Here is a 21,307-nt window from a genome sequence, read left to right as displayed (position 1 = left end):
GCCGACTCAGTGACTGGAAAACCGTTCGACAGGCGCGAACGGCTGAGCGCGCCGTGGCTGACGGTCGCGATCGGCGCAGGCATCGTGCTCGCGCTTGCCGCGGCTCACCCGAGCGACGACGACCAGACGCGCGCGCTCGCCGCGCAACCGCCGAGCGAACTGTCGGTGGCCTATCTCGAAGCGTGGCTGCGCATTGAACCCGGCGCGCCCCGTTATCTCGATCTGCTCGGCCAACAATATCTGGGGCTGGGCCGTTGGGACGACGCGATGGGTGTCGCGAAGACGCTGCGCGGCATGTCCGACGAGCCAGATCGCCGTCGCGGCATTCTGCTCGCGCTGGCGGCCACGGAGCAGCGGGCGTACGAAGTGCCCGCCGACGATCCGCGTCGCGCCGAGCGCATGGCGCGATACGTGGAACTGCTCGACGCAACGTCGCAGTACCAGTGGGACGTGCCGACGCTGCGCATGCTGGCGGAAAAGGCCCGGCTGGCAGGTGCCCAGAATTTGATGCTGCGCGACTACCGCCTGCTGGCGGCCGCCGATGCCAAGAACGCCGCGCAATGGCAGGAGAAGCTGGCGGACGCCGCCTTCGCTCACGCCGCGTATGACGATGCCGCCAATGCCTATTTCGCCGCGCAAGACGCGGCAACCACGCGCGACGATCGCCGTCGCCTGTTCCTCGCGGGCATCCGCGTGCTCGTGTCGGCGAACCAGATTTCGCGCGCATGTGCGGAAGGCGAGAAACGCGTGGGTGAACTGGCCAACGATCCGGTAACCCTGCGATATCTGCTCGATGTCGCTCGTCAGGCGGGCCGCCCGGACCTGATGACGAAATACGCGCGGGCACTCACGCAACTGTCGAGCCTGGTGCCGCCGTCGCGCGGGGCGCATGTGCAGCTCGCCGGCTGGTTGCCGGGGGTGACCGCCGATGGCCGCGGGCTCGACGGCGCCGGTCGTGCGCATCTGCGCTATCTCGATGGCCCGGAAGGCGTGCGCGCACGCGAGCGCATGGACGCGTATCGCATCGTTCGTGTCGCCGATGTGGGCTTGGCCCGTGGCGCGAGTGCGGCGGATGCCGCATCGGACGCATCCACCAAAGCGACGAAGGCGGCGAACGCGGACAAGACGTCCAGGCCGGACGCCCCTGGGAAATTCGATTGGCAAGCCGGTACGGCAGCCGCGACGTCGGCTGCGGGCGGTGCCAATGCCAACAGCGTGACGGCGAACGATTACGACGTGGCCTTCAAGGCGTTTGTCGAAGCGCGTCAGCTCGACGACGCCGAAAAGCTCGCGCAGCAGGCGCTGCAACGCAAGCTCGATCCACTCGTCTGGACGCGCCGTCTCGCGCAGGTCGCGCAATGGAACGGGCATCCCTCGGTCGCGCTCACCTATTGGCGCAAGTACGCCGACGCCACGGGCAACGCCGAAGCATGGCAGAACGTCTATCAGCTCGCGCCGCAGCTCAATGACGATCAGGCCTATCTCGCGGCACAGATCTTCGAAGCCGAGCGCCAGCCGAGCGATCTCAAGCTCAAGGACGATATCGTCAATACCTACGAACGTCTCGGCCGCCCCGACGAGGCGCTGGCATATCTCAAGCGCCATGCGGTGGGCAATCAGCGCCGCGCGCTGCTGGAGCGCGAGGGCGACGTTGCCCAGCGCGTTGGGCAGGACGCCGAGGCGCTGGCGACGTTCGAGACGCTGCAAAAGGAATTCGGTCCGTCGCCGGCCTATGCGCTGCGCATTGCCAGCCTGATGTATCAAAAGGGCCAGGTGAAGCCGGCGCTGGCCGAGCTGCGCAAGGTGCGCGACATCGCCGGAACGCTGCCGGACGACGCGCGCTACTGGCGCACGTACGCCGAAGTGGCGCGCCTGGCGCAAAGCGACGAAGACGCCAACTATGCGTATCCGCGCCTGTTGCGCACGGGCAAGGCCGAGGCGCTCGACCTCAATGCGATGACCTACTTCTATCAGGGGTATCCGCTCGATGCCGGCCGTACGGCCGAAGCGGAATTCCGGCAGAACGATTCGGATATTGCGCTCCAGTCGGCCATCTACTTCTACACGACGGCCCGCGCCTATGATCGGGTGCAGGCCCTGCTCGACGGTCTCGACGCCGAGCAGCGCGATCGCTTCGCCAAGTCGAGCGAACTGCTCTCCACCCGCGCGACCTATTATCAGCAGATTCAGCGTTGGGACGCGGCGCTGGCCGATCTGCGCGCGGCATCCCGCCTGGACAATGCGGGTGACGAAGTGCGGGTTGCCTACCTGTGGGCGCTGGTCGACTATGGCAGCGACGACGCGCTCGGCATGGCGCTGCATGACTATCGTCCGCTCGTGGCCGGAAACGCCGAATACTGGGGGGCGTACGGGGCCGGTCTGCTACGCCTGGGCAATGCGCGTGAGGCGTTGACGTACTTGCGCCAACAGGCGTCGCTCTCGGACGACGACCCGCTGTGGATGCTCTCGCTCGCCGACGCCGAAGAGGCGGCCGGCGATGCCCATACCGCGTGGCGCATTCGTCGCGGCGCCTGGCGCGATCTGCAAACGCGTGCCCAGACCGGACAACTGCGCATCGCCCCGCGCCGGCGGCCGGGCGCGGTGGTGCAACGCCTTGCGGCGCAGACCTCGGATAACGACGGCGTGCTCGAAGCGCAAGCCGCGCGTGTCACGCTCGCGCAAGTGTTCTCGAATGGCGACACGTCGCGTCAGTTGTTGGCAAATCTGCTGCGCGATGACCGTCGTTCGGCGGACAGCGCCAAGGTCGGCGACTCGCTGCTGGGCGAATCGGCCGAGCTGGCGCCGCTCAAACCCGCCGGCGACGCGACCGACTCGCCGGCGACGCGCGACCCCGCGTTGCTCTCGCGACAGGCGGTGATCAGCGCGACCACGCGCGACGTCGGACTGGCGTGGGCGCTGTCCGGCGAACACTTCGATCTGGCCCGTGCCTGGCTGGCGCGCGAATACGCGAATCGTCTGCTGCGCCCCGCCGATGCGGAGATTGCCCTCGCGCTCGAGAACAACGACCGCGACAAGATGGCGCAACTGCTCGACCGCCGGCAAGGTCGCATGCCGATTGAAAGCGAGGTCGATGCGAACGAACGGCTCGGACGCTCGACCCAGGCCGAGACGCTCGCATGGCGTGCGGCCGACGGCGCACCGAACAACGACGCCGTGCACACGACATTCACGGACACGATCCTGCGTGATCGATCGAATGCGGGCTTCGATCTCTTTTATTCGCGCCAGGCGCCGCTGAGCTATCTGGAGAGTTCGCTGATCGGCAGTCTCAACCTCACCAGCCGCATCGGTGTGACGGTCGAGGCGATCCAGCGCAATCAGCGAACCATCGACACGTCGCAGCTTGCCTGGGTGCCGGCGCATGACCGGATCTTCAACTTCACCGTACGCGATCGCACCGTGGCGCGGGATCTGGCGCTGACGGTCGGGCATCGCAGCGAGTTGAACAGCTTCTTCACCGGACTTGCGTCGGCCGCATTCAACCGCAATACGCCACTGACCACGACGTTCCAGGCGGGCTATAACCAGTTCACCGATATTGCGCCGAACACGCAGGTCGCCGGAACGCGCGACTTCGGCAGTGTGCAGATGCTGTGGGCTGGCGATGGTCGTTGGTACGGTCAGGCGAACGCCGAGTACGACCGTTTTCATGCGCAGGACCGCACATACCTCGGACGTGGCTGGCGCTTCGGCGGCGAATTGGGGTACAAGCTGCGCATCGACTACCCGGACCTGAACGTCAGGCTCGTGGCCGAGCGCGGCATTTATACGCCGGGCACGGCCACCATCCCGTCGCTCGCCGTGCTGCTGCCGACCGGCACCGCGCCGGTGGCCTCGGAGTTCATGCCGATCACAACGACCCAGTACGGTGTCATGGCCGGCTTCGGACAGGACTATCAGAACGCTTACCGGCGTGCCTGGCGGCCGTATCTCGACGTGGGCTACATTCATGACAGTCAGCAAGGCTGGGGGCCGCAGGTCAACCTGGGCATGGCGGGGTCGGTGCTCGGCAACGATCACGCTCGCGTGTATTACTCGCACGACATCACCAACGGCACCGGTGTTGCCACGACGCAGGTCGGCATCGCGTACCGGCTGTTCTACTGAAATTTCGCATCCGCAAGGGAGAGCAAGACCATGAAGACAATCGTGAGTAAGCTGTGGCGCCGCCTGGCCGGCGCTGCCGTCCTGACCGCGCTGGTGGCGGGCTGTTCGACGATGAATGTCGGCGACGCGCCGAATCTGCCCAAGACGGCCGCCTGGGCGATTCTGCCGATCGCCAATACGACGGAAACGCCGGATGCCGGCCAGCGCGCCGAGAGCATTGCCCAAAGCATTCTGGTCCAGAACGGCTTTACCGATCTGCATCGCTATGTCGGCGATCCGGATGGCGGCGATTCGCTCGTCGGCGGCAACAACGCACAGGCGCGCATGCGTGCCCTGGAATGGGCGCGCAAGACCGGGGCGAAGTATGCGCTCTCGGGGGCTGTGACCGAATGGCGCTACAAGGTCGGTGTCGATGGTGAGCCGGTGGCCGGCGTGACGTTCGATGTCATCGATGTCTCGAACGGCAGCATCGTCTGGAGCGCGACCGGCAGCCGCAGCGGCTGGAGCCGTTCGAGCCTGGCCGGCGTCGGTCAGACGTTGATTCGCAATCTGCTGGCACCGCTGGCGCAACGGTAACGGGCCGCATCGTGAAAACCGCGACTCAACAGGACGCTGCCATCGACGCGAAGCCCGTCGGCCCGGAACAGGTGCGACGCTCGGAGCCGTTCGGCAACGTGAGCACCTATGGCCGACTGATCGCGCCGGCCGTGGCGCGACCGGTAGCGGTCTTCGAGGTGGTCACCGGCATGGCGCTCGCCGTGGCGATTGCCTGGCTGCTGCGACCCGGCGATCCGCTGCTCATCGGGCTGGGCTTTCCATGGATGTGGCTCGTCGCCCTGGTCATGGCGCTGCGCTACGGCGCGCTGCTCGGCGTGGTGGCGGGGCTCGTGCTTGCCGCCGTCTGGTACGGCTTGTATGGCTTGCATGGCGAGCCGTTCCCGGCGATGTTCTTCGTCGGCGGCTTCACGATGATCGTCGTCGGCGGGCACTTCTGCGACATCTGGGGCAACCGCGCGACGCGGGCTCGAGGCATCAACACGTATCTGAACGATCGCCTCGTCGCCATTACGAACAATCACTACCTGCTGCGTGTCTCGCACGAACGGCTCGAGCGCGATTTGCTCACCAAGCCGAGCACCCTGCGCGACGCCATCATGCGATTGCGGGAACTGACGACGTCCAACGAGGCGGGCGCCGCGGCACAAACGTTGCCCAACGCACAGCCGATGCTCGAATTTGCCGCGCTGACGTGCCAGATCGAAGTGGCGTCGGTCTTCCCGGTGCACCTCGGGCGGCTGGTGCCCACGGCGGTGGCGTGCGTGGGCGAGGCGTTCACGCCGGTCGAGAGCGATCCGCTCGTGCAGACTTGCCTGCGCGAAGGCACGCTCTCGCATGTGCGCGACGACGTGACGGTAGGCGAGGGCAGTGCGTATATTGTGTGCGCACCGCTCACCGACACGGACGGCAACATCAACGGCATGCTGATCGTGCGCCGCATGTCGTTCCTCGCGCTCAATCACGACAACCTGCAATTGCTGCTGGTGCTGCTGGCCTATTACGCCGACGGCGTGGCACAGCAGGGCGTGGTGGCCAGCGTGCGCGACGAGGTGCCAAGCGTGCCCTACGACTTCGCGCTGGAGTTGGGTCGCCTTGCTCGCATGAAGCGCCAGAGCGGCATCCAGTCCTCGCTCGTGGCGCTCGTTTTCCCGCGGGGCGCGAGCGGCGATTCGCTGTTCGAGCAGACCGTGCGTTCGCGCCGGGCACTCGACGCCTTGTGGATTCAGTCAGGCCCTCGTCAGCAAATCGCCATCGCCCTGATGCCGATTACCGATGAAAATGGCATCGACGGGTACCTCATCCGCATTGAGAGCGCGCTGCGTCAGCAATACGGGCTGGATTTCCAGACCGGTCACGTGGCAGTGCACTCGGCGAGCGTGGACGAGCGCGCCCCGGGCGAGGGGCTGAGCAAATTGCTGGAGCGCTGCCGCGATCATGCTTAAAAAACTGCTGGCGATCGCGCTCGGTATCCTGGCCCTGCTCGCGCAGGCCCAGGCGGTGCACACGCTTTTCGAACCGGCCTGGCGGATCGACCCGCTCGTGGTCTTCTTTGGATGGCAACTGCTCACGGCAGTGCTCACCGCGACCTTCGTTCGTTCGGTACTGCCGGAGCATTACCACGGGCGTACCGGGGCGTTCTGGCACAGCCTGGCGATCAGCTTGTTCATGCCGGTGGGCGGTTTGCTGCTGTTCCTCGGCGTGATGGCGATCAGCGTGTTGTTCCCCGCGCCGAAAGAGCTCGCCCGCTCCGGGGCGGTTGATCGCCCCGAGTTCGTGACGTATCTGGTCTCGCGCGTCACGCACGGCGCCGGTGCGCGCCTGCGTGCGCGGTTGCGCAACACGCAAGGCACCAGCGAAGACCGCGTGGCCGCACTGGTGTCGGTGCAGGCGCTGCCGTCGCGGGCCACCGGCGAGATCATGCGGGACCTGCTGGCCGATCCGGTGGAAGAGATCCGGTTGCTCGCCTACGGGATTATCGACGGCGTGGAAAAGCAGATCATGCAGCGTATTTTCGACGCGCGCACTCAGCGCGATCGTGCAGAGAATGATGATGATCGTGCCGACGCGAGCCATCGGCTCGCCGAGTTGTACTGGGAGCTGATTTATCAGAACCTCGTGCGCGGCGAGGTGTACCGATTCACGATGGAGCGCGTGGAGCGATTTGCCCGCGAGGCGCTCGCCCATCGCGAGAGCGATGCGGTCATGTGGTACCTGCTGGGCCGTTGCGCGCTGATGCGTCACGATCCGGAGCAAGCGGAACAGTGTCTGCAGCGTGCCGAGTTCCATCAATTTCCTGCGGACCGACTCGTGCCCTGGCTTGCCGAAGTCGCGTTCCTCAAACATCAATACGCACGGGTCGGGCAGATGCTCGCCGGCCTCGGGAATGGCACGGCCACCCCGATGCTGCAGCCCGTCATGCGTTTCTGGACCCGCTAATGCGTACCAACGAACGTCGCGCTGACTCGGCCGACATCGCTTTGCTGCTCGAAGGCACCTTCCCGTATGTGCGGGGCGGCGTGTCGTCGTGGGTGGATCAAATGATCCGCGCATTCCCGGATCTGACGTTTGCCGTCGTGTTCATCGGCAGCCGTCGCGAAGACTACGGCGACATGGTCTATCCGCTGTACGACAACATCGTGCATTTCGAGGCGCATTATCTGTACGAATTCGAGGCGCCCGCGCCGATGCGTGCCGCCGAAGGCGACGCGCAGGCGTTCGAGAAGATGGAGAAGATGCATGACATGCTGCGCCGGCGCGACGACCTGCAAGGCATCGGCAAGCTGATTCACGACGTGATTCCGATGCTCGCCGAAGACGGCGAGATCAGCGAGGCCAATTTTCTGCACAGCCGGCGCTCGTGGGACATGATCACCGATCGCTACAAGAAGTACTGCCTGGATCCGTCGTTCACGGACTATTTCTGGACGATCCGGATCATGCACAAGCCGCTGTGGCAACTCGCGCGCATTTGCGACCAGTTGATCCCGGCCAGGGTGTACCACACCGTTTCCACGGGGTACGCGGGCTTCCTGGGCGCGTTGCTGCGCTTCAAGCACCAGCGTCCGCTGCTGGTCTCGGAGCACGGCATTTATACCAAGGAGCGCAAGATCGATCTGCTGCAGAGCCAGTGGATTCGCGACAACCGGGGGCTGTTCGAGCGCGACATCTCGCAGGTCGGTTATTTCCAGAACCTGTGGGTGCGTTTCTTCGAAGCGATGGGACGCGTGTGCTACGAGGCGGCCGACGAGATCACCGCGCTCTTCGAGGGCAATCGTCTGCGCCAGATCGCCGACGGCGCGCCCGAGTACAAGACCCGCAACACGCCCAATGGCATCTCGGTGGCGCAGTTCGCGCCGTTGCGCGAGCAGCGTCCGGCCGACATCCCGCCGGTGGTGGCGCTGATCGGCCGGGTGGTGCCCATCAAGGACATCAAGACGTTCATTCGGGCGATCTTCATCGCCAGTCGCCACATGCCGGGACTGCAGGGGTGGGTGGTCGGCCCCGAGGAAGAAGATCCGGCCTACGCGCAGGAGTGCCGTGACATTGCGGCGAGCCTGGGGTTGGAAGACAGCCTTCGGTTCATGGGCTTTCAGAAGGTGTCCGACATCCTGCCGCAGGTCGGCGTCATGGCGCTGTCGTCGATTTCCGAAGCGTTGCCGCTGGTGGTGCTGGAGGCCTACGCGGCCGGAGTGCCCGTGGTGACGACCGACGTCGGCTCGTGCCGCCAACTGGTCGAAGGCCTGGGCGATGAGGATCGCGCCCTGGGGCCTGCCGGCAAGGTCGTGCAGATCGCCAACCCGGAGCAATTCGCCCAGGCGCTGCTCGACGTGCTCGAGCCCACCACCTGGCATGCGGCCCAGCGCGCGGCGATCGCGCGCGTCGAACGCTATTACACGATCACCCAGATGCAGGACGCCTATCGCAGTTTGTACGAGACACTGCTGGCGCGTCCCGCCGCCGGGGTGGTTGCGGGAGACCACTGATGGCCGGTATTGGCTTTGAACTTCGCAAGATTCTCCGGCGCGACACGCTGACCAGCACGCTCGCGGCCTATGGCTACGCCGGGGTCATCAGCGCGGGCCCGCTGATTCTCTCGATTCTCGGTATTCTGCTCATCGGCCTGATGAGCCTCGCGGTCGTGCAACCGCCGGGCCTCATCGTGCAGTTCCAGGTGTCGGTGACGTATCTGATCGCGTTCAGCCTCATCGTCACGGGCATACTTCAACTCTCGTTCACACGCTTTCTGAGCGACCGGCTGTTCGAGCGGCGTCCCGATCTGGTGCTGCCGAACTACAACGCGGTTGCGTTGGTAACGACGGTCGGCACGGGCATCATCGGCCTCATCCTCGCGCTGACCGTGTTCCGCGGTCAGTCCACGGGCTATCGGCTGTTGATGCTCACGGGCTTCGTGATCGTGAGCAATATCTGGATCGGCGTGTTGTTTCTCACGAGCGTGAAGCAATACCGTGCCGTGCTGGCGATCTTCTTCGTCGGCTACACCGTGACGGTGGTGAGTGCGGTGCTGCTCAATCGATACGGGCTCGAAGGGCTGCTCGGCGGTTTCGTTATCGGTCACCTGATCCTGCTGCTCGGCATGGTCTGCCTGATTCACCGCAATTACCGCACGGACGAATATCTGCTTTGGCAGGTCTTTGCGCGTCGCTTCTCGTATCCGTCGTTGATGTTCGTGGGGTTGCTGTTCAATCTGGGCATCTGGCTCGACAAGCTGATGTTCTGGTTCTATCCGGTAACCGGGCAGGACGTGATCGGCCCGCTGCGCGCGTCGGTGATCTACGATCTGCCGGTATTTCTCTCGTACCTGTGCGTGATTCCGGGCATGGCGGTGTTTCTGCTGCGTATCGAGACGGATTTCGTCGAGTACTACGATCAGTTCTTCAACGCGGTGCGTACCGGCGGAACGCTCAAGTACATCGAAGAATCGCGCGACATGATGGTGCGCTCGGTCCGTACCGGTCTGTACGAAATTCTGAAGATCCAGGCGGTTGTTACGCTGCTGATCTTCGCGTTCGGCGACAAGCTGTTGCGGCTGATCGGCATTTCGGTGCTGTATCTGCCGCTGCTGCACATCGACGTCATTTCCGCGAGCCTGCAAGTGCTTTTCCTCGGGATTCTGAACATCTTCTTTTATCTGGACCGGCGTGGCACGGTGCTGGCGCTCACCGCCGCGATGGTCGTCGCCAACGGCCTGTTTACGTGGGTCACGCTGATGCTCGGACCGAATGCGTACGGCTACGGTTTCGCGCTGGCGCTGCTGGTCGTCGTGATGGTGGCGATGCAGTTGCTCGATCGCCGGCTCGACGCGCTCGAATATGAGACCTACATGCTGCAACAGCAGCGCTGACACTGATACTGCCGCTGCCGATCGCCATGTCTGACAACACGACGCAACCGCACGCCACTTGGTGGCGCCGGCCACTGGCTCGATTCATGGGCGGGGTGGTGGGGGTCTTTGCCGGCTTCTTCCTCAACACCGCATCGGCGCAGCCGCCTGTCTTCGGGCGCATTGCGTTTTTCTATGGCGCGACGCTCGACCCGAAGGCGCTCGCCGGCTACGATCAGGTGGTGATCGAGCCCGACAACGGCTTCGTGCCGAAGGCCGTCGACCCGGCCACCGAGCCCAAGGGCCGGCGCTGGATCGCTTACGTCAGCGTGGGCGAAGTCTTGTCCACGCGCGACTACTACGCCGCGATCCCGAAAGCCTGGCGCATTGGCCGCAATGGCGACTGGAAATCGGAAGTGATCGATCAGGCCGCCCCGGGCTGGCCGCAGTTTTTCGTGGAGAAGGTCATCGCGCCGTTATGGGCCAAGGGCTATCGCGGCTTTTTCCTCGACACGCTCGATTCGTATGAACTGGTCGCCAAGACCGATGCCGAGCGTGCGCGTCAGCAAGCCGGGCTGGTCGCGGTCATCAAGCGAATTCGGCGCCGTTTCCCGCGTGCCGAACTGATTCTGAATCGCGGTTTCGTGCTGATGCCCGAGGTACACGGCGACGTGGCGGCCGTGGCGTTCGAATCGCTCTATCGCGGTTGGGACGAAGGGAATCAGCGGTACGTGGCGGTGCCGGAAGACGATCGCGCGTGGCTGCTTGCGCGAGCGCGCGAAGTGCGCGAGCGCTACGACCTGCCGGTGATCTCGATCGATTACTGCGCCCCCGCGGATACCGAGTGCGCCAGGCAAGCCGTCGCGCAGATTCGTGCGCAGGGCCTCATTCCTTACGTGGGCGACGGTCACCTCATGCAAGTCAATCCCGCCGCGGCGCAGGACTGACGCAGCGCACCGGGCGAGACAACGAAGAAGGCGGAAGACAATCCCGGCGAGCCGTCATCACAACGCCGGACATCAGACAGGTCAACACGCAGACGAACGCAACCGGCCATTCGGGCGGCGGCGGCGTGCTGCGCTCATCCAATTGATTGTTGAGGGGAAGTCATGTGTGGAATCGTGGGCGGCGTGGCACGCCGTGACGTGGTACCGGTGCTGGTCGAAGGACTGCGCCGTCTCGAATATCGTGGCTATGATTCGTGCGGCGTGGCCGTACTCGACGCAGCACATCAGCTCACACGCGTGCGCAGCGTGTCGCGCGTGGCGCAACTCCAGGCGCAACTGGCCGACGCGGCCATGGGCGCGGGACTGGGCATCGCGCACACGCGGTGGGCGACGCACGGCGCGCCGGCGACCGAGAACGCGCATCCGATCTTCTCGCGCGAACGGATCGGGCTGGTGCACAACGGCATCATCGAGAACCATGAGGCGCTGCGCGACGCGCTGCGGGCCAAGGGCTACGAGTTCACGAGCCAGACCGACACCGAGGTCATCGCCCATCTGGTCGATGCGCATTTCGCGGCGAACGACGGCGGCACGCTCGTGCATGCCGTGCGCTCGGCCATTGCGCAATTGCGGGGCGCTTATGCCATCGCCGTCATCAGCAAGGGCGAACCGGAGCGCATGGTGTGCGCGCGTCAAGGTTCGCCGCTCGTGATCGGCTTTGCGGCGGATGGGCATTTCCTCGCTTCCGACGCCATGGCGCTCGCCGGTCACTGCGACCGGTTCATGTATCTCGAAGAAGGCGACGTGGCGTTGCTCACGCCAGCGCGCGTGTCGGTGCTCGACGCTCAGGGCGTAGAGGTCGAGCGTTCGGTACGCGCGATGGCGGCGTACCAGTCCGAAGTCTCGCTGGGGCCGTATCAGCATTACATGCAGAAGGAGATCTTCGAGCAGCCGCGGGCGATTGCGGACACGATTGCCGATATCACCGAATTTTCTCCGGCCTTGTTCGGCGAAGGCGCCGCCGACGTCTTGCCGCAGGTGAACGGTGTGCTGATTCTCGCTTGCGGCACCAGCTACTACGCGGGGCTCACCGCCAAATACTGGCTTGAAGCGCTCGCCGGCATTCCCACGCAGGTCGAGATCGCGAGCGAGTACCGCTATCGCGAGTCGGTGCCAAATCCGCAAGCGCTCGTCGTGACCATCTCGCAGTCGGGAGAGACCGCCGACACGCTTGCCGCGCTCAAGCACGCCCAGGGCCTGGGACATGAGCGCACGCTGGCGATCTGCAACGTGGCGACCAGCGCGCTCGTGCGGCAGACGGCGATGTCGTTCATCACGCGCGCGGGCACGGAAATCGGCGTGGCGTCGACCAAGGCGTTCACCACGCAACTCGTGTCGCTGTTCATGCTGGCCGTCACGCTCGGTGTCGAGCGCAAGCGCATCGATGCGACCGAGGCGGCGCGCCACCTCGCGCAGTTACGTCATTTGCCGGCGGCGCTCACGAGTGTGCTCGCGCTCGAGCCGCAGCTCATCGCCTGGGCGGCGCAATTTGCCGACGTGCCGAGCGCGCTGTTCCTCGGGCGAGGGCTGCACTATCCGATCGCCCTCGAAGGGGCGCTCAAGCTCAAGGAGATTTCGTACATCCACGCCGAGGCGTATCCTGCTGGGGAACTCAAGCACGGCCCGCTCGCGCTGGTCAGCGAGCAGATGCCGGTGGTGACCGTCGCCCCGAACGACGTGCTGGTGGAGAAGCTCAAGTCGAACATGCAGGAAGTGCGCGCGCGTGGCGGCGAACTCTACGTGCTGGCCGACGGCGATATGCGCATTGCCAGCGCCGAGGGTATTCGTGTCATCCGCATGCCCGAACATTACGGTGAGCTGTCGCCGGTGCTCCACGTGGTGCCTCTGCAATTGCTGGCTTATCATACGGCGTGTGCCCGGGGCGCCGACGTCGACAAGCCCCGCAATCTGGCGAAATCGGTGACCGTCGAATAGCCAACGGATGAGATGCCTCAAGGGCAAAGCATGAATACACTCGGAACCATTCTCGTGACCGGCGGTGCCGGTTACATCGGCTCGCATACCTGTGTCGAGCTGCTCGCGCACGGCTATGACGTGGTCATTCTCGACAATCTGGTCAACAGCCATCGAGAGGCGGTGCGGCGCATCGGTGAAATTGCCGGGCGCGCCCCGGTCTTTATCGAGGGCGACGCGTGCTCGAAGCCCGTGCTCGACGACCTGTTCACGCGCTTTGGCATTACCGGCGCAATTCACTTCGCCGCGCTCAAGGCGGTGGGGGAGTCGGTCGAAATGCCGCTCGCCTACTATCGCAACAACATCGACAGCCTGCTCACGCTGGTCGAGACCATGCAGTCGCATGGCGTCAAGGATCTCGTGTTCAGCTCGTCGGCGACCGTGTACGGCAATCCGGCAACGGTACCCATCGACGAGTCGTTCCCGCTGTCGGCGACGAATCCCTACGGTCAGACCAAGCTCATGGCCGAGACGATCCTGAACGACGTGGCCAAGGCGGACCCGAGCTGGCGTATCGCGCTGTTGCGTTACTTCAATCCGGTCGGCGCACACGAGAGCGGGCGCATCGGCGAGGATCCCTCAGGTGTGCCGAACAACCTGATGCCGTTCGTGGCGCAAGTGGCGGTCGGCAAGCTCCAGCGCCTGCGGGTGTTCGGCGGCGACTGGCCGACGCCGGACGGCACGGGCATGCGCGACTACATTCACGTGGTCGATCTCGCGCGCGGGCACCTCGCCGCACTTGATGCGCTCAAGCAACGCGATGGCGGCTTCACGGTCAACCTGGGCACCGGACACGGTTACACCGTGCTGCAGGTTGTGAAGGCGTTCGAAGCCGCGAGCGGCCGGCCGGTGCCGTACGAGATCGTCGAGCGGCGCGCCGGGGACATCGGTAGCTGCTATGCGGCGACCGCCATGGCGCGCGATCTCATCGGCTGGGAAGCCGAATACGGTATCGATCGTATGTGCGCCGATCACTGGCGCTGGCAGATGCAGAACCCGAACGGCTACCGCTGAGCCTGGTGTTTTGTTTTGGTCGGTCGGCGTGTCGAGCACGAGGACGGATTCGCGGGTTCGACGCGCCGGTACGCTTCACGCAACGCTGCGGGCACGGCGAGCAACGTCTCGCCGCCGCGCGATGGCTTACGGCAGATTCTCGCGAAAGATCACCTGGCTGCGATTCGCCTCGATGCCGGCGGACAGATCGCGTTTCTCGCGCAGATTCGCGAAGATGCGCACGCAGTTCATGATGGCGCTTTGCGGGCTTTGCGTGATGACGGCATCCATCGATCCGTCGATCAGCAGTGCGCGGGTATCCGGCGTCAGACCGTGCCCGATGAAGACCACCTTGTGTTGCATTCCCGCTTCCTTGAGCGCCTGCCCAACGCCTTCCGAACCGCCGCCGATGTTGTAGATTGCCGCGAGATCCGGATGCTGTTCGAGCAGTGCCCGCGTCTGCCGGTAGTTGACCGCTTCGTCGTCGTAGCCTTCGCGAAGCCCGACGACCTGCATCTGCGGGTATTGCTCTGAGAAGAGCTGCAGAAACCCCGCCTCGCGTTCAACGTGCGCCTTGTAGCTGAGCGAGCCCGCGATGAGCGCCACCTTCGCGTGCCGCTTCGCGCCGACGAAGCGCGCGATCAGATACGCCGCCGTTCGCCCGGCCGAGCCATTGTCCAACCCCACATAGGCGATGCGCCGCGAGTGCGACAGGTCGGACACCAACGTCACGGCCGCCACGCCCTCGTCGGCCAGCGTGTCCACTGCCTCGCGCACCTTGGGATGCTCCAGCGGCATGAAGGCCACCCCGTTGCACCCGCGTCCGCGCCGCAGCAATGCGGCTGACAGGGCGTCCGGATCGAACCCCTGGATGAACTGGACGCGACAGTTCACGTGATACGGCGCCCATTGGTTTTGCGAGCACTGCACCCATTCGCCCAGCATGCGAAGGAACTTGCTGCTGCGACCGGGCAGAACGAACAGCACCTGCGTGGGAGGTACCGCCCGAACGGCTTCCAGTGCCGGCTCGGGCAGGTATTGCAGTTCACCGGCCGCATGCAGCACACGCTGCACGGTCGTCTGCCGCACGCCCTCGCGGCGATGCAGCACGCGATCGACCGTTGCCGTGGAAACGCCCGCCAGACGTGCGATGTCGGCCAGATTGGGCATGTTTCGTCTCATTCGCTTCCCCCCTCAATGTGATGTGCGGCGGCGGCCTCGCTTCACGTGCCGTCGCGTCGACGATCACAGCATACTTCATCAAAACACATCAAATCGCATCACGATTCCGAGTTGGTCGATTATGGCGTTGCGACCTATCGTACGTCTTCAAGACATCCACGAACGTACCGCCAGGCCGGTACGCGAATGCACAGGAGACATTGTGATGGCAGCAGTCGGTGAGTCGGCGCCGCGTCGGTTGGCGGGACGCGTGGCGTTGGTGTTCGGCGCGGGATCGGTCGGCGACGGGTGGGGCAATGGCAAGGCGGCCGCCGTGGCCTATGCTCGCAGCGGCGCCAAGGTGGTGGCCGTGGACCGCGCGCAGGGCGCGGCCGACGTCACATGCCGTGTGATCGCCGACGAAGGCAACGACGCCGTTGCGCTGGCCGCCGATGTTACGCGCTGGGACGACGTGCAGCGTGCCGTGGCGGCCGCCATCGAGACCTACGGCCGCGTCGACATCCTGCACAACAACGTTGGCATTACCTCCCAGGGCGGGCCCGTGGAAACCACCGAGGACGTCTGGGATCGCGTGATGACGGTCAACGTCAAGAGCATGTTCCTCACGTGCAAGGCCGTGCTGCCGCTCATGGAAGCCCAGGGCAGCGGCGCGATCGTGAACATCGGCGCGCTCGGCGGCGTGCGCTGGACCGGCTATGCGTATTGCGCCTACGCCGCATCGAAGGGCGCGGTGAATTCGCTCACGCAGAGCGTGGCGTTGCAGTACGCGGCCAAGGGCATCCGGGCGAACTGCATTCTGCCGGGCGTGATGGACACGCCGCACATCTATCAACAAATTTCCGGCTTTTACCCGAGCGCGCAGGCGATGGTGGAGGCGCGCAACCGTCTGTCCCCGACCGGTCGCATGGGGGATGGTTGGGATGTGGCGAATGCGGCCGTATTTCTGGCGTCGGACGAGGCGCGCTACATCAACGGCGTGGAATTGCTCGTCGACGGCGGCATGCACGTTCGCTGCAACTGACGCCACGCCGCCGGGCGGATCAATCGGCGAGCGGGGTGTCGGGATTTCGCGCCGTCGCGCTGACCGCCGCGCCGACGCTTGTGTAAAAACCATAAATCAGGAGACATGCGGATGACCGATTCAACTTCTCAGGGCCGACGCAACATTTTGCGTGCGCTTTCCGCCTTGCCCGCACTGGGTGTCGCGGGCGTTGCCGGTGTGACGGGCGCGCTGCCGCGCATGGCGCGTGCCGCGGCGCCGGCATACGTGTTCAAGTACGGCAACAATCTGCCGGTCAGCCATCCGCTGAACGTGCGGGCGCAGGAGGTCGCGGCGCGCATCGCTTCGGAGAGCAAGGGGCGCATGGAACTGCGCATCTTCCCGAACAATCAGCTCGGTGGCGACACCGACATGCTCGCGCAAGTGCGCAACGGCGGTATTGACATTTTCAACGCCGGCACGATGGTGATTGCGACGCTCGCGCCGATCAGTGCCATTACGGCGGTCGGCTTTGCGTTCTCCAACTACGACCAGGTGTGGCACGCGGTCGACGGCAAGCTCGGCAACAGCATTCGCGAGACCTTCGCGAAGACGGGGCTCTACACCTTTGAGAAGATGTGGGACAACGGCTTCCGTCAGATCACGAGCGGCAACAAGCCCATCACGAAGGCGACCGATCTTGCCGGCATGAAGATTCGTGTGCCCGTCAGCCCGATGGGCATTTCGCTGTTCAAGTCGCTTCAGGCGTCGCCGACGAGCCTTCAGTTCAGCGAGGTCTATTCCGCACTGCAGACGCACGTTGTCGACGCGCAGGAGAACCCGCTCGCCATCGTGGAGACGGCGAAGCTCTACGAAGTGCAGAAGTTCTGCTCGGTCACGAACCATAGCTGGGACGGCTATCACCTCGTCGTGAATGGCCGTTCGTGGCGCGCGCTGCCGGACGACCTCAAGGTCATCGCCGCGCGGGCCTTCAACGAGGCGGCTATCCAGCAGCGCGAAGACGTCTACAAGCTCAACACGGGCCTGCAGAACGCGCTCTCGAGCAAGGGACTCGCGTTCAATGCCGCTGCGCCGGAGACGTTCCGCGCCCAGTTGCAGAAATCGGGCTACTACGCCGAGTGGAAGAAGAAATTCGGCCCGGAAGCCTGGGCGCTTCTCGAAGCGACGGCCGGCAAGGTGGCCTGAGATGACCCCCCGTCCTGCGCATTCCCCGCACGGCGTACCCGCCGGGGACTCGCTGCCGGCGAGCGGTGCCGCCGACCTGCCGTTGCATGGCTGGCGGGCGTTCGTCGGCAGCCTCGATCGCGCCATCGGTTGGCTCACGGAGATTCCCGCAGCACTGCTCGTGCTCGCGGACATCCTCGTGATGCTCGCTGGGGTCGTCGCCCGCTATGTGTTCCATGCCCCGCTGGTCTGGGGCGACGAGCTCGCCGGTATCCTGTTTCTCTGGATGTCGATGCTTGGCGCCGTGGTCGCGTTGCGGCGCGGCGAGCATATGCGCATGACAGCGTTCGTCGGCAAGGCATCGCCGTCGACGCGGGCATTCCTCGACGTGCTGGCGATCGCCGCCGCGCTCGCGTTCCTGATGCTCATTGTGCATCCGGCGTACGAGTACGCGTCGGAAGAGGCGTTCGTGATCACGCCCGCGATGGAGATCAGCAACGTCTGGCGCGCGGCGGCGTTGCCGGTCGGCGTGGCCTTGATGCTCGTGGTGAGCGTATTGCGACTGCTGCGCACCGCGCCCGCCGCGCGGGTGATCCAGGCCGTAGCGCTGGTGGGCGTGGTGTGCGTCGGCTTCTGGCTGCTCGGACCGGTGCTGGCGCCGCTCGGGCGCTGGAATCTGGTCATCTTCTTCGCGGGTGTCGTCGGGGCGTGCGTGTTCGCGGGCGTGCCGATCGCGTTCTCGTTCGCCCTGGCGACCTTCGGCTTTCTCGCGCTGACGACGCACACGCCGATGGTCGTGCTCGTGGGCCGGATGGACGAAGGCATGTCGCACCTGATCCTGCTGGCGGTGCCGCTGTTCGTTTTCCTCGGGTTGCTGATCGAGATGACGGGCATGGCGCGGGCGATGGTGCAGTTTCTCGCAAGCCTGCTCGGTCATGTGCGTGGCGGCCTGAGCTATGTGCTCATCGGCGGGATGTACCTGGTGTCGGGCATCTCCGGTTCCAAGGCGGCCGATATGGCGGCCATCGCGCCCGTGCTGTTCCCCGAGATGAAGAAGCGCGGGGCGGATCCCGGCGATCTCGTGGCGTTGCTCTCGACGACGGGCGCACAGACCGAGACCATTCCGCCCTCGATCGTGCTGATCACCATCGGGTCGGTGACCGGGGTGTCGATTTCGGCGCTGTTCACCGGGGGCTTGCTGCCGGGCGTGGTGCTCGGCATTGCGCTGTGCAGCGTGGTGTGGTGGCGTTATCGCCATGAGGATCTGTCCGGGGTGGAGAAGGCCAGGAAGGGCGACGTGTGGCGCGCCTTCGTGTACGCGTTGCCGGCGGTGGCGCTGCCGTTCGTGATTCGTGCGGCGGTCGTCGAGGGCATTGCGACGGCCACCGAGGTGTCGACCATCGGCATCGCTTATTCGGTCGTGGCGGGCTTGCTGCTCTATCGCAGGTTCGACGCGCGGCGGCTGCTGCCGATGCTGATCGAGACGGCGGCCTTGTCGGGCGCAATCATCTTCATCATTGGTGCGGCGACCGGCATGGCGTGGGGACTCACGCAATCGGGCTTCGCGCAGGACTTCGCGGCCGCGATGGAACGCGTGCCCGGTGGAAGTGCGGGTTTCATCGTGGTGTCCATCGTCGCGTTCATCGTGCTGGGCAGCGTGCTCGAGGGCATTCCGGCCATCGTGCTGTTCGGGCCGCTGATGTTCCCAATCGCCCGCGCGGTGGGCGTGCACGAGGTGCATTACGCGATGATCGTGGTGCTCTCGATGGGCCTGGGTCTGTTCGCACCGCCCTTCGGCGTGGGGTACTACGCCGCCTGTGCCATCGGCAAGGTCGATCCCGCGAAGGGCATGCGGGCGATCTGGGGCTATCTCGCGGCGCTCATCGTCGGTTTGATCTGCGTGGCTGCGATTCCCTGGATCTCGATCGGCTTCCTTCATTGACGAAGCCGCCGACACCGGCGACACCGACGACACCACGGCGCGGCAAGTGCCCCATGCGGTGGTATGCATCGCCACATTCAAGGATGGCGGCGGGCGCGATCGATTCGCCTCGCGTGGCGCCGCCCATCCGTACCTTACGCAACAGACGATTACAGAGAAGACCATGAGCAGATTCTTCGGCGAGATACGCCAGGTGGCATACCTTGTGCCGGACATCGAGGCGGCAATGACCTATTGGTCGAACGTGCTCGGTGTCGGGCCGTGGTACTACAACCCCAAGGTGCCGATCCGCAACTACACCTACCGCGGCGAGCGCTTCGAACCGCACAACGCCGTGGCGCTGGCGAACGCGGGCGGGTTGCAGATCGAATTGCTGCAGATCCGCAACGACGTGCCGTCGATGTACCGCGACTTCCTCAACGCCGGGCGCAGCGGCGCGCAGCACGTGGCGTACTGGACCGAGGACTTCGACGCCGATCTGGCGCGCGCGCGTGACGCGGGGTTCGAAGTCTGCATGAGCGGCGAGGTGGGCGAGAACGGCCGCTTCGTTTATTTCGAGGATCGCAGTGCCGACCCCGGCTGTCATCCCGGGACGACCATCGAGTTGTCCGAAGTCGCCGGCCCGAAGGGCAAGCTCTTCACGATGATTCGCGAGGCTGCGGCCGCCTGGGACGGCACCGATCCCGTGCGCGCCTTTCCGGACCTCACGACGCTATGAGCGCGACCCTGTCTGCCACCTATCTGATCGAGACGCCGCTCGATCCGCGCAGGGTCGCCGAAGTCATGGCCGGCGAGCAGTCCTGCGGCACATTTACCCGCGTGGCCGGCGAGACCGATGCGCTGCGTGAGCGCGCGCGCGCCGTGGTCGAAGCGGTCGACCTCGCAGGCGACGTGGCGCAGCCGTCGTTGCCGAACGCCTTTCTCGAGCGCAAGGGCATCCGTGGCCCGTGGCATCGGGCCCGCGTTCGGATAGCGTTTCCGTATGACAACGTCGGCGTCAATCTGCCAACGCTCGCGGCCACGCTTGCGGGCAATCTGTATGACCTCGGCGAAGTGACGGGCATGCGGCTGGAGCGCATTGCGTTGCCGGCGAGCTACCGACAGCAGTTCGACTTTCCGCGCTATGGCATCGCAGGTACGCGCGAGGCGACGGGCGTGCGCGAAGGCGCGCTGGTCGGCACGATCCTCAAGCCGAACGTCGGCATGAGCGCCGCGGAAACGGCGGCGCTGGTCGCGCGGCTGTGCGCGGCGGGCGTCGACTTCATCAAGGATGACGAAGTGTGTGCCAACCCCGTGCACGCGCCGCTCGCTCAGCGGGTGCCCGCGGTGATGGCCGTCGTGCGCGAGCATCGGGCGCGCACCGGCAAGCTGGTGATGGTGGCTTTCAACATCACCGACGAAACGGATGCGATGCGACGCCATGCCGATCTCGTGATGCGCGAAGGCGGCAATTGCGTCATGGTGAGCCTGAACTGGTGCGGATTCTCTGCCGTGCAGACGCTGCGCCGTCACACCGATCTGGCAATCCACGCGCATCGAAACGGCTACGGTGCTATGTCGCGCGATCCGATGCTGGGGATGGGCTTTCAGGCCTATCAAACGCTATGGCGATTGGCCGGTGTCGATCACATGCATGTGCATGGCCTGCAAGGCAAGTTCGCGCAGGCCGACGAGGAGGTGATCGAGTCGGCGCACGACTGCTATGCGCCGCTGGCCGTCGATGCTGCCGAGCAGGACATCGCGCGAGACCAGGTGATGCCGGCGTTCTCGTCGGGGCAATGGGCCGGCACGGTGCCGGCGACCTGGCGCGCCGTCGGCCGCGACGATCTGCTCTTCATGGCGGGTGGCGGGATTCTGGCGCATCCCGATGGCCCGGCGGCGGGGGTGCAGAGTCTACGGGACGCATGGGCGGCGGTGCGTGCCGGCCAGTCGCTTGAAGCGGCGTCTCGCGATGCGCCCGCGCTGGCGGCCGCGTTGCGATTTTTCGGCCATTGACCGGTGCTGCCATGCCTATCGAA

15 protein-coding genes are annotated in these 21,307 nt (G+C 65.2%); 14 read left to right on the top strand and 1 reads right to left on the bottom strand.

Features of this window, described 5'->3' with window-relative positions; genetic code table 11:
* The first annotated feature begins 9 nt into the window (after window positions 1-9).
* The 9 genes from PanNE5_RS00590 to galE all read left to right on the top strand — a co-directional run bounded on the left by PanNE5_RS00590 (window position 10) and on the right by galE (window position 14,022).
* Complete coding sequence (locus PanNE5_RS00590) at window positions 10-4,128, top strand: tetratricopeptide repeat protein (protein WP_261938961.1); 4,119 nt, start codon at window positions 10-12, stop codon at window positions 4,126-4,128.
* 30 nt (window positions 4,129-4,158) lie between these two features.
* Window positions 4,159-4,704 (top strand): hypothetical protein, encoded by a 546-nt coding sequence (locus PanNE5_RS00585; RefSeq protein ID WP_017235433.1) that lies wholly within the window; start codon window positions 4,159-4,161, stop codon window positions 4,702-4,704.
* Between the two features lie 11 nt (window positions 4,705-4,715).
* Window positions 4,716-6,128 (top strand): PelD GGDEF domain-containing protein, encoded by a 1,413-nt coding sequence (locus PanNE5_RS00580; protein ID WP_150563818.1) that lies wholly within the window; start codon window positions 4,716-4,718, stop codon window positions 6,126-6,128.
* The gene (locus PanNE5_RS00575) at window positions 6,121-7,122 is read left to right on the top strand and encodes a hypothetical protein (protein ID WP_261938960.1); all 1,002 of its coding nucleotides are present in this window, start codon (window positions 6,121-6,123) and stop codon (window positions 7,120-7,122) included. The genes PanNE5_RS00580 and PanNE5_RS00575 overlap by 8 nt, the downstream gene beginning before the upstream one ends.
* Window positions 7,122-8,669 carry a GT4 family glycosyltransferase PelF gene (gene pelF / locus PanNE5_RS00570; protein WP_261938959.1) on the top strand — a complete coding sequence of 516 codons (1,548 nt, stop codon included), beginning with the start codon at window positions 7,122-7,124 and terminating at the stop codon, window positions 8,667-8,669. The genes PanNE5_RS00575 and pelF overlap by 1 nt, the downstream gene beginning before the upstream one ends.
* Entirely contained in the window at window positions 8,669-10,048 is a 1,380-nt protein-coding gene (gene pelG, locus PanNE5_RS00565) for an exopolysaccharide Pel transporter PelG (protein WP_150563815.1), read from the top strand. Before pelF ends, pelG begins: the two co-directional genes overlap by 1 nt.
* 26 nt (window positions 10,049-10,074) lie before the next feature.
* Entirely contained in the window at window positions 10,075-10,974 is a 900-nt protein-coding gene (locus tag PanNE5_RS00560) for an endo alpha-1,4 polygalactosaminidase (protein WP_261938958.1), read from the top strand.
* Between the two features lie 162 nt (window positions 10,975-11,136).
* Window positions 11,137-12,969 carry a glutamine--fructose-6-phosphate transaminase (isomerizing) gene (gene glmS / locus PanNE5_RS00555; protein WP_261938957.1) on the top strand — a complete coding sequence of 611 codons (1,833 nt, stop codon included), beginning with the start codon at window positions 11,137-11,139 and terminating at the stop codon, window positions 12,967-12,969.
* Window positions 12,970-12,999: 30 nt separating this feature from the next.
* A complete protein-coding gene (galE, locus tag PanNE5_RS00550; protein WP_261938956.1) occupies window positions 13,000-14,022 on the top strand; it encodes a UDP-glucose 4-epimerase GalE in 1,023 nt (340 codons plus the stop codon).
* A gap of 126 nt (window positions 14,023-14,148) precedes the next feature.
* Here galE and PanNE5_RS00545 read toward each other — a convergent pair whose 3' ends face one another.
* Window positions 14,149-15,171 (bottom strand): LacI family DNA-binding transcriptional regulator, encoded by a 1,023-nt coding sequence (locus PanNE5_RS00545; RefSeq protein WP_017235441.1) that lies wholly within the window; start codon window positions 15,169-15,171, stop codon window positions 14,149-14,151.
* Between the two features lie 217 nt (window positions 15,172-15,388).
* Between PanNE5_RS00545 and PanNE5_RS00540 the strand changes: the two genes are divergently transcribed.
* The 5 genes from PanNE5_RS00540 to PanNE5_RS00520 all read left to right on the top strand — a co-directional run bounded on the left by PanNE5_RS00540 (window position 15,389) and on the right by PanNE5_RS00520 (window position 21,284).
* On the top strand, window positions 15,389-16,204 hold the full coding sequence (locus PanNE5_RS00540; RefSeq protein WP_261938955.1) for an SDR family NAD(P)-dependent oxidoreductase: 816 nt from the start codon (window positions 15,389-15,391) through the stop codon (window positions 16,202-16,204).
* A 111-nt stretch (window positions 16,205-16,315) separates the two neighbouring features.
* A complete protein-coding gene (locus tag PanNE5_RS00535; RefSeq protein ID WP_017235443.1) occupies window positions 16,316-17,368 on the top strand; it encodes a TRAP transporter substrate-binding protein in 1,053 nt (350 codons plus the stop codon).
* A 1-nt stretch (window position 17,369) separates the two neighbouring features.
* Window positions 17,370-19,289 carry a TRAP transporter large permease subunit gene (locus PanNE5_RS00530; RefSeq protein WP_261938954.1) on the top strand — a complete coding sequence of 640 codons (1,920 nt, stop codon included), beginning with the start codon at window positions 17,370-17,372 and terminating at the stop codon, window positions 19,287-19,289.
* A 163-nt stretch (window positions 19,290-19,452) separates the two neighbouring features.
* Window positions 19,453-20,007, top strand: a complete 555-nt coding sequence (locus PanNE5_RS00525; RefSeq protein ID WP_026132269.1) for a VOC family protein — start codon at window positions 19,453-19,455, stop codon at window positions 20,005-20,007.
* Window positions 20,004-21,284 carry a ribulose-bisphosphate carboxylase large subunit family protein gene (locus PanNE5_RS00520; protein WP_261938953.1) on the top strand — a complete coding sequence of 427 codons (1,281 nt, stop codon included), beginning with the start codon at window positions 20,004-20,006 and terminating at the stop codon, window positions 21,282-21,284. The genes PanNE5_RS00525 and PanNE5_RS00520 overlap by 4 nt, the downstream gene beginning before the upstream one ends.
* Window positions 21,285-21,307 lie beyond the last annotated feature (23 nt).

It is taken from the genome of Pandoraea sp. NE5, assembly GCF_024363545.1.
Lineage (GTDB): Bacteria > Pseudomonadota > Gammaproteobacteria > Burkholderiales > Burkholderiaceae > Pandoraea > Pandoraea cepalis.
This window is presented reverse-complemented; position numbering and strand designations above follow the sequence as displayed.

Bases quoted from the DNA above. Each gene is read 5' to 3' on its own strand.
- pelF (WP_261938959.1), top strand. From the start codon at position 7,122: ATGCGTACCAACGAACGTCGCGCTGACTCGGCCGACATCGCTTTGCTG.
- PanNE5_RS00520 (WP_261938953.1), top strand. From the start codon at position 20,004: ATGAGCGCGACCCTGTCTGCCACCTATCTGATCGAGACGCCGCTCGAT.
- pelG (WP_150563815.1), top strand. From the start codon at position 8,669: ATGGCCGGTATTGGCTTTGAACTTCGCAAGATTCTCCGGCGCGACACG.
- PanNE5_RS00540 (WP_261938955.1), top strand. From the start codon at position 15,389: ATGGCAGCAGTCGGTGAGTCGGCGCCGCGTCGGTTGGCGGGACGCGTG.
- PanNE5_RS00545 (WP_017235441.1), bottom strand. From the start codon at position 15,171: ATGCCCAATCTGGCCGACATCGCACGTCTGGCGGGCGTTTCCACGGCA.
- PanNE5_RS00560 (WP_261938958.1), top strand. From the start codon at position 10,075: ATGTCTGACAACACGACGCAACCGCACGCCACTTGGTGGCGCCGGCCA.
- PanNE5_RS00530 (WP_261938954.1), top strand. From the start codon at position 17,370: ATGACCCCCCGTCCTGCGCATTCCCCGCACGGCGTACCCGCCGGGGAC.
- PanNE5_RS00525 (WP_026132269.1), top strand. From the start codon at position 19,453: ATGAGCAGATTCTTCGGCGAGATACGCCAGGTGGCATACCTTGTGCCG.
- galE (WP_261938956.1), top strand. From the start codon at position 13,000: ATGAATACACTCGGAACCATTCTCGTGACCGGCGGTGCCGGTTACATC.
- PanNE5_RS00535 (WP_017235443.1), top strand. From the start codon at position 16,316: ATGACCGATTCAACTTCTCAGGGCCGACGCAACATTTTGCGTGCGCTT.
- PanNE5_RS00585 (WP_017235433.1), top strand. From the start codon at position 4,159: ATGAAGACAATCGTGAGTAAGCTGTGGCGCCGCCTGGCCGGCGCTGCC.
- glmS (WP_261938957.1), top strand. From the start codon at position 11,137: ATGTGTGGAATCGTGGGCGGCGTGGCACGCCGTGACGTGGTACCGGTG.
- PanNE5_RS00575 (WP_261938960.1), top strand. From the start codon at position 6,121: ATGCTTAAAAAACTGCTGGCGATCGCGCTCGGTATCCTGGCCCTGCTC.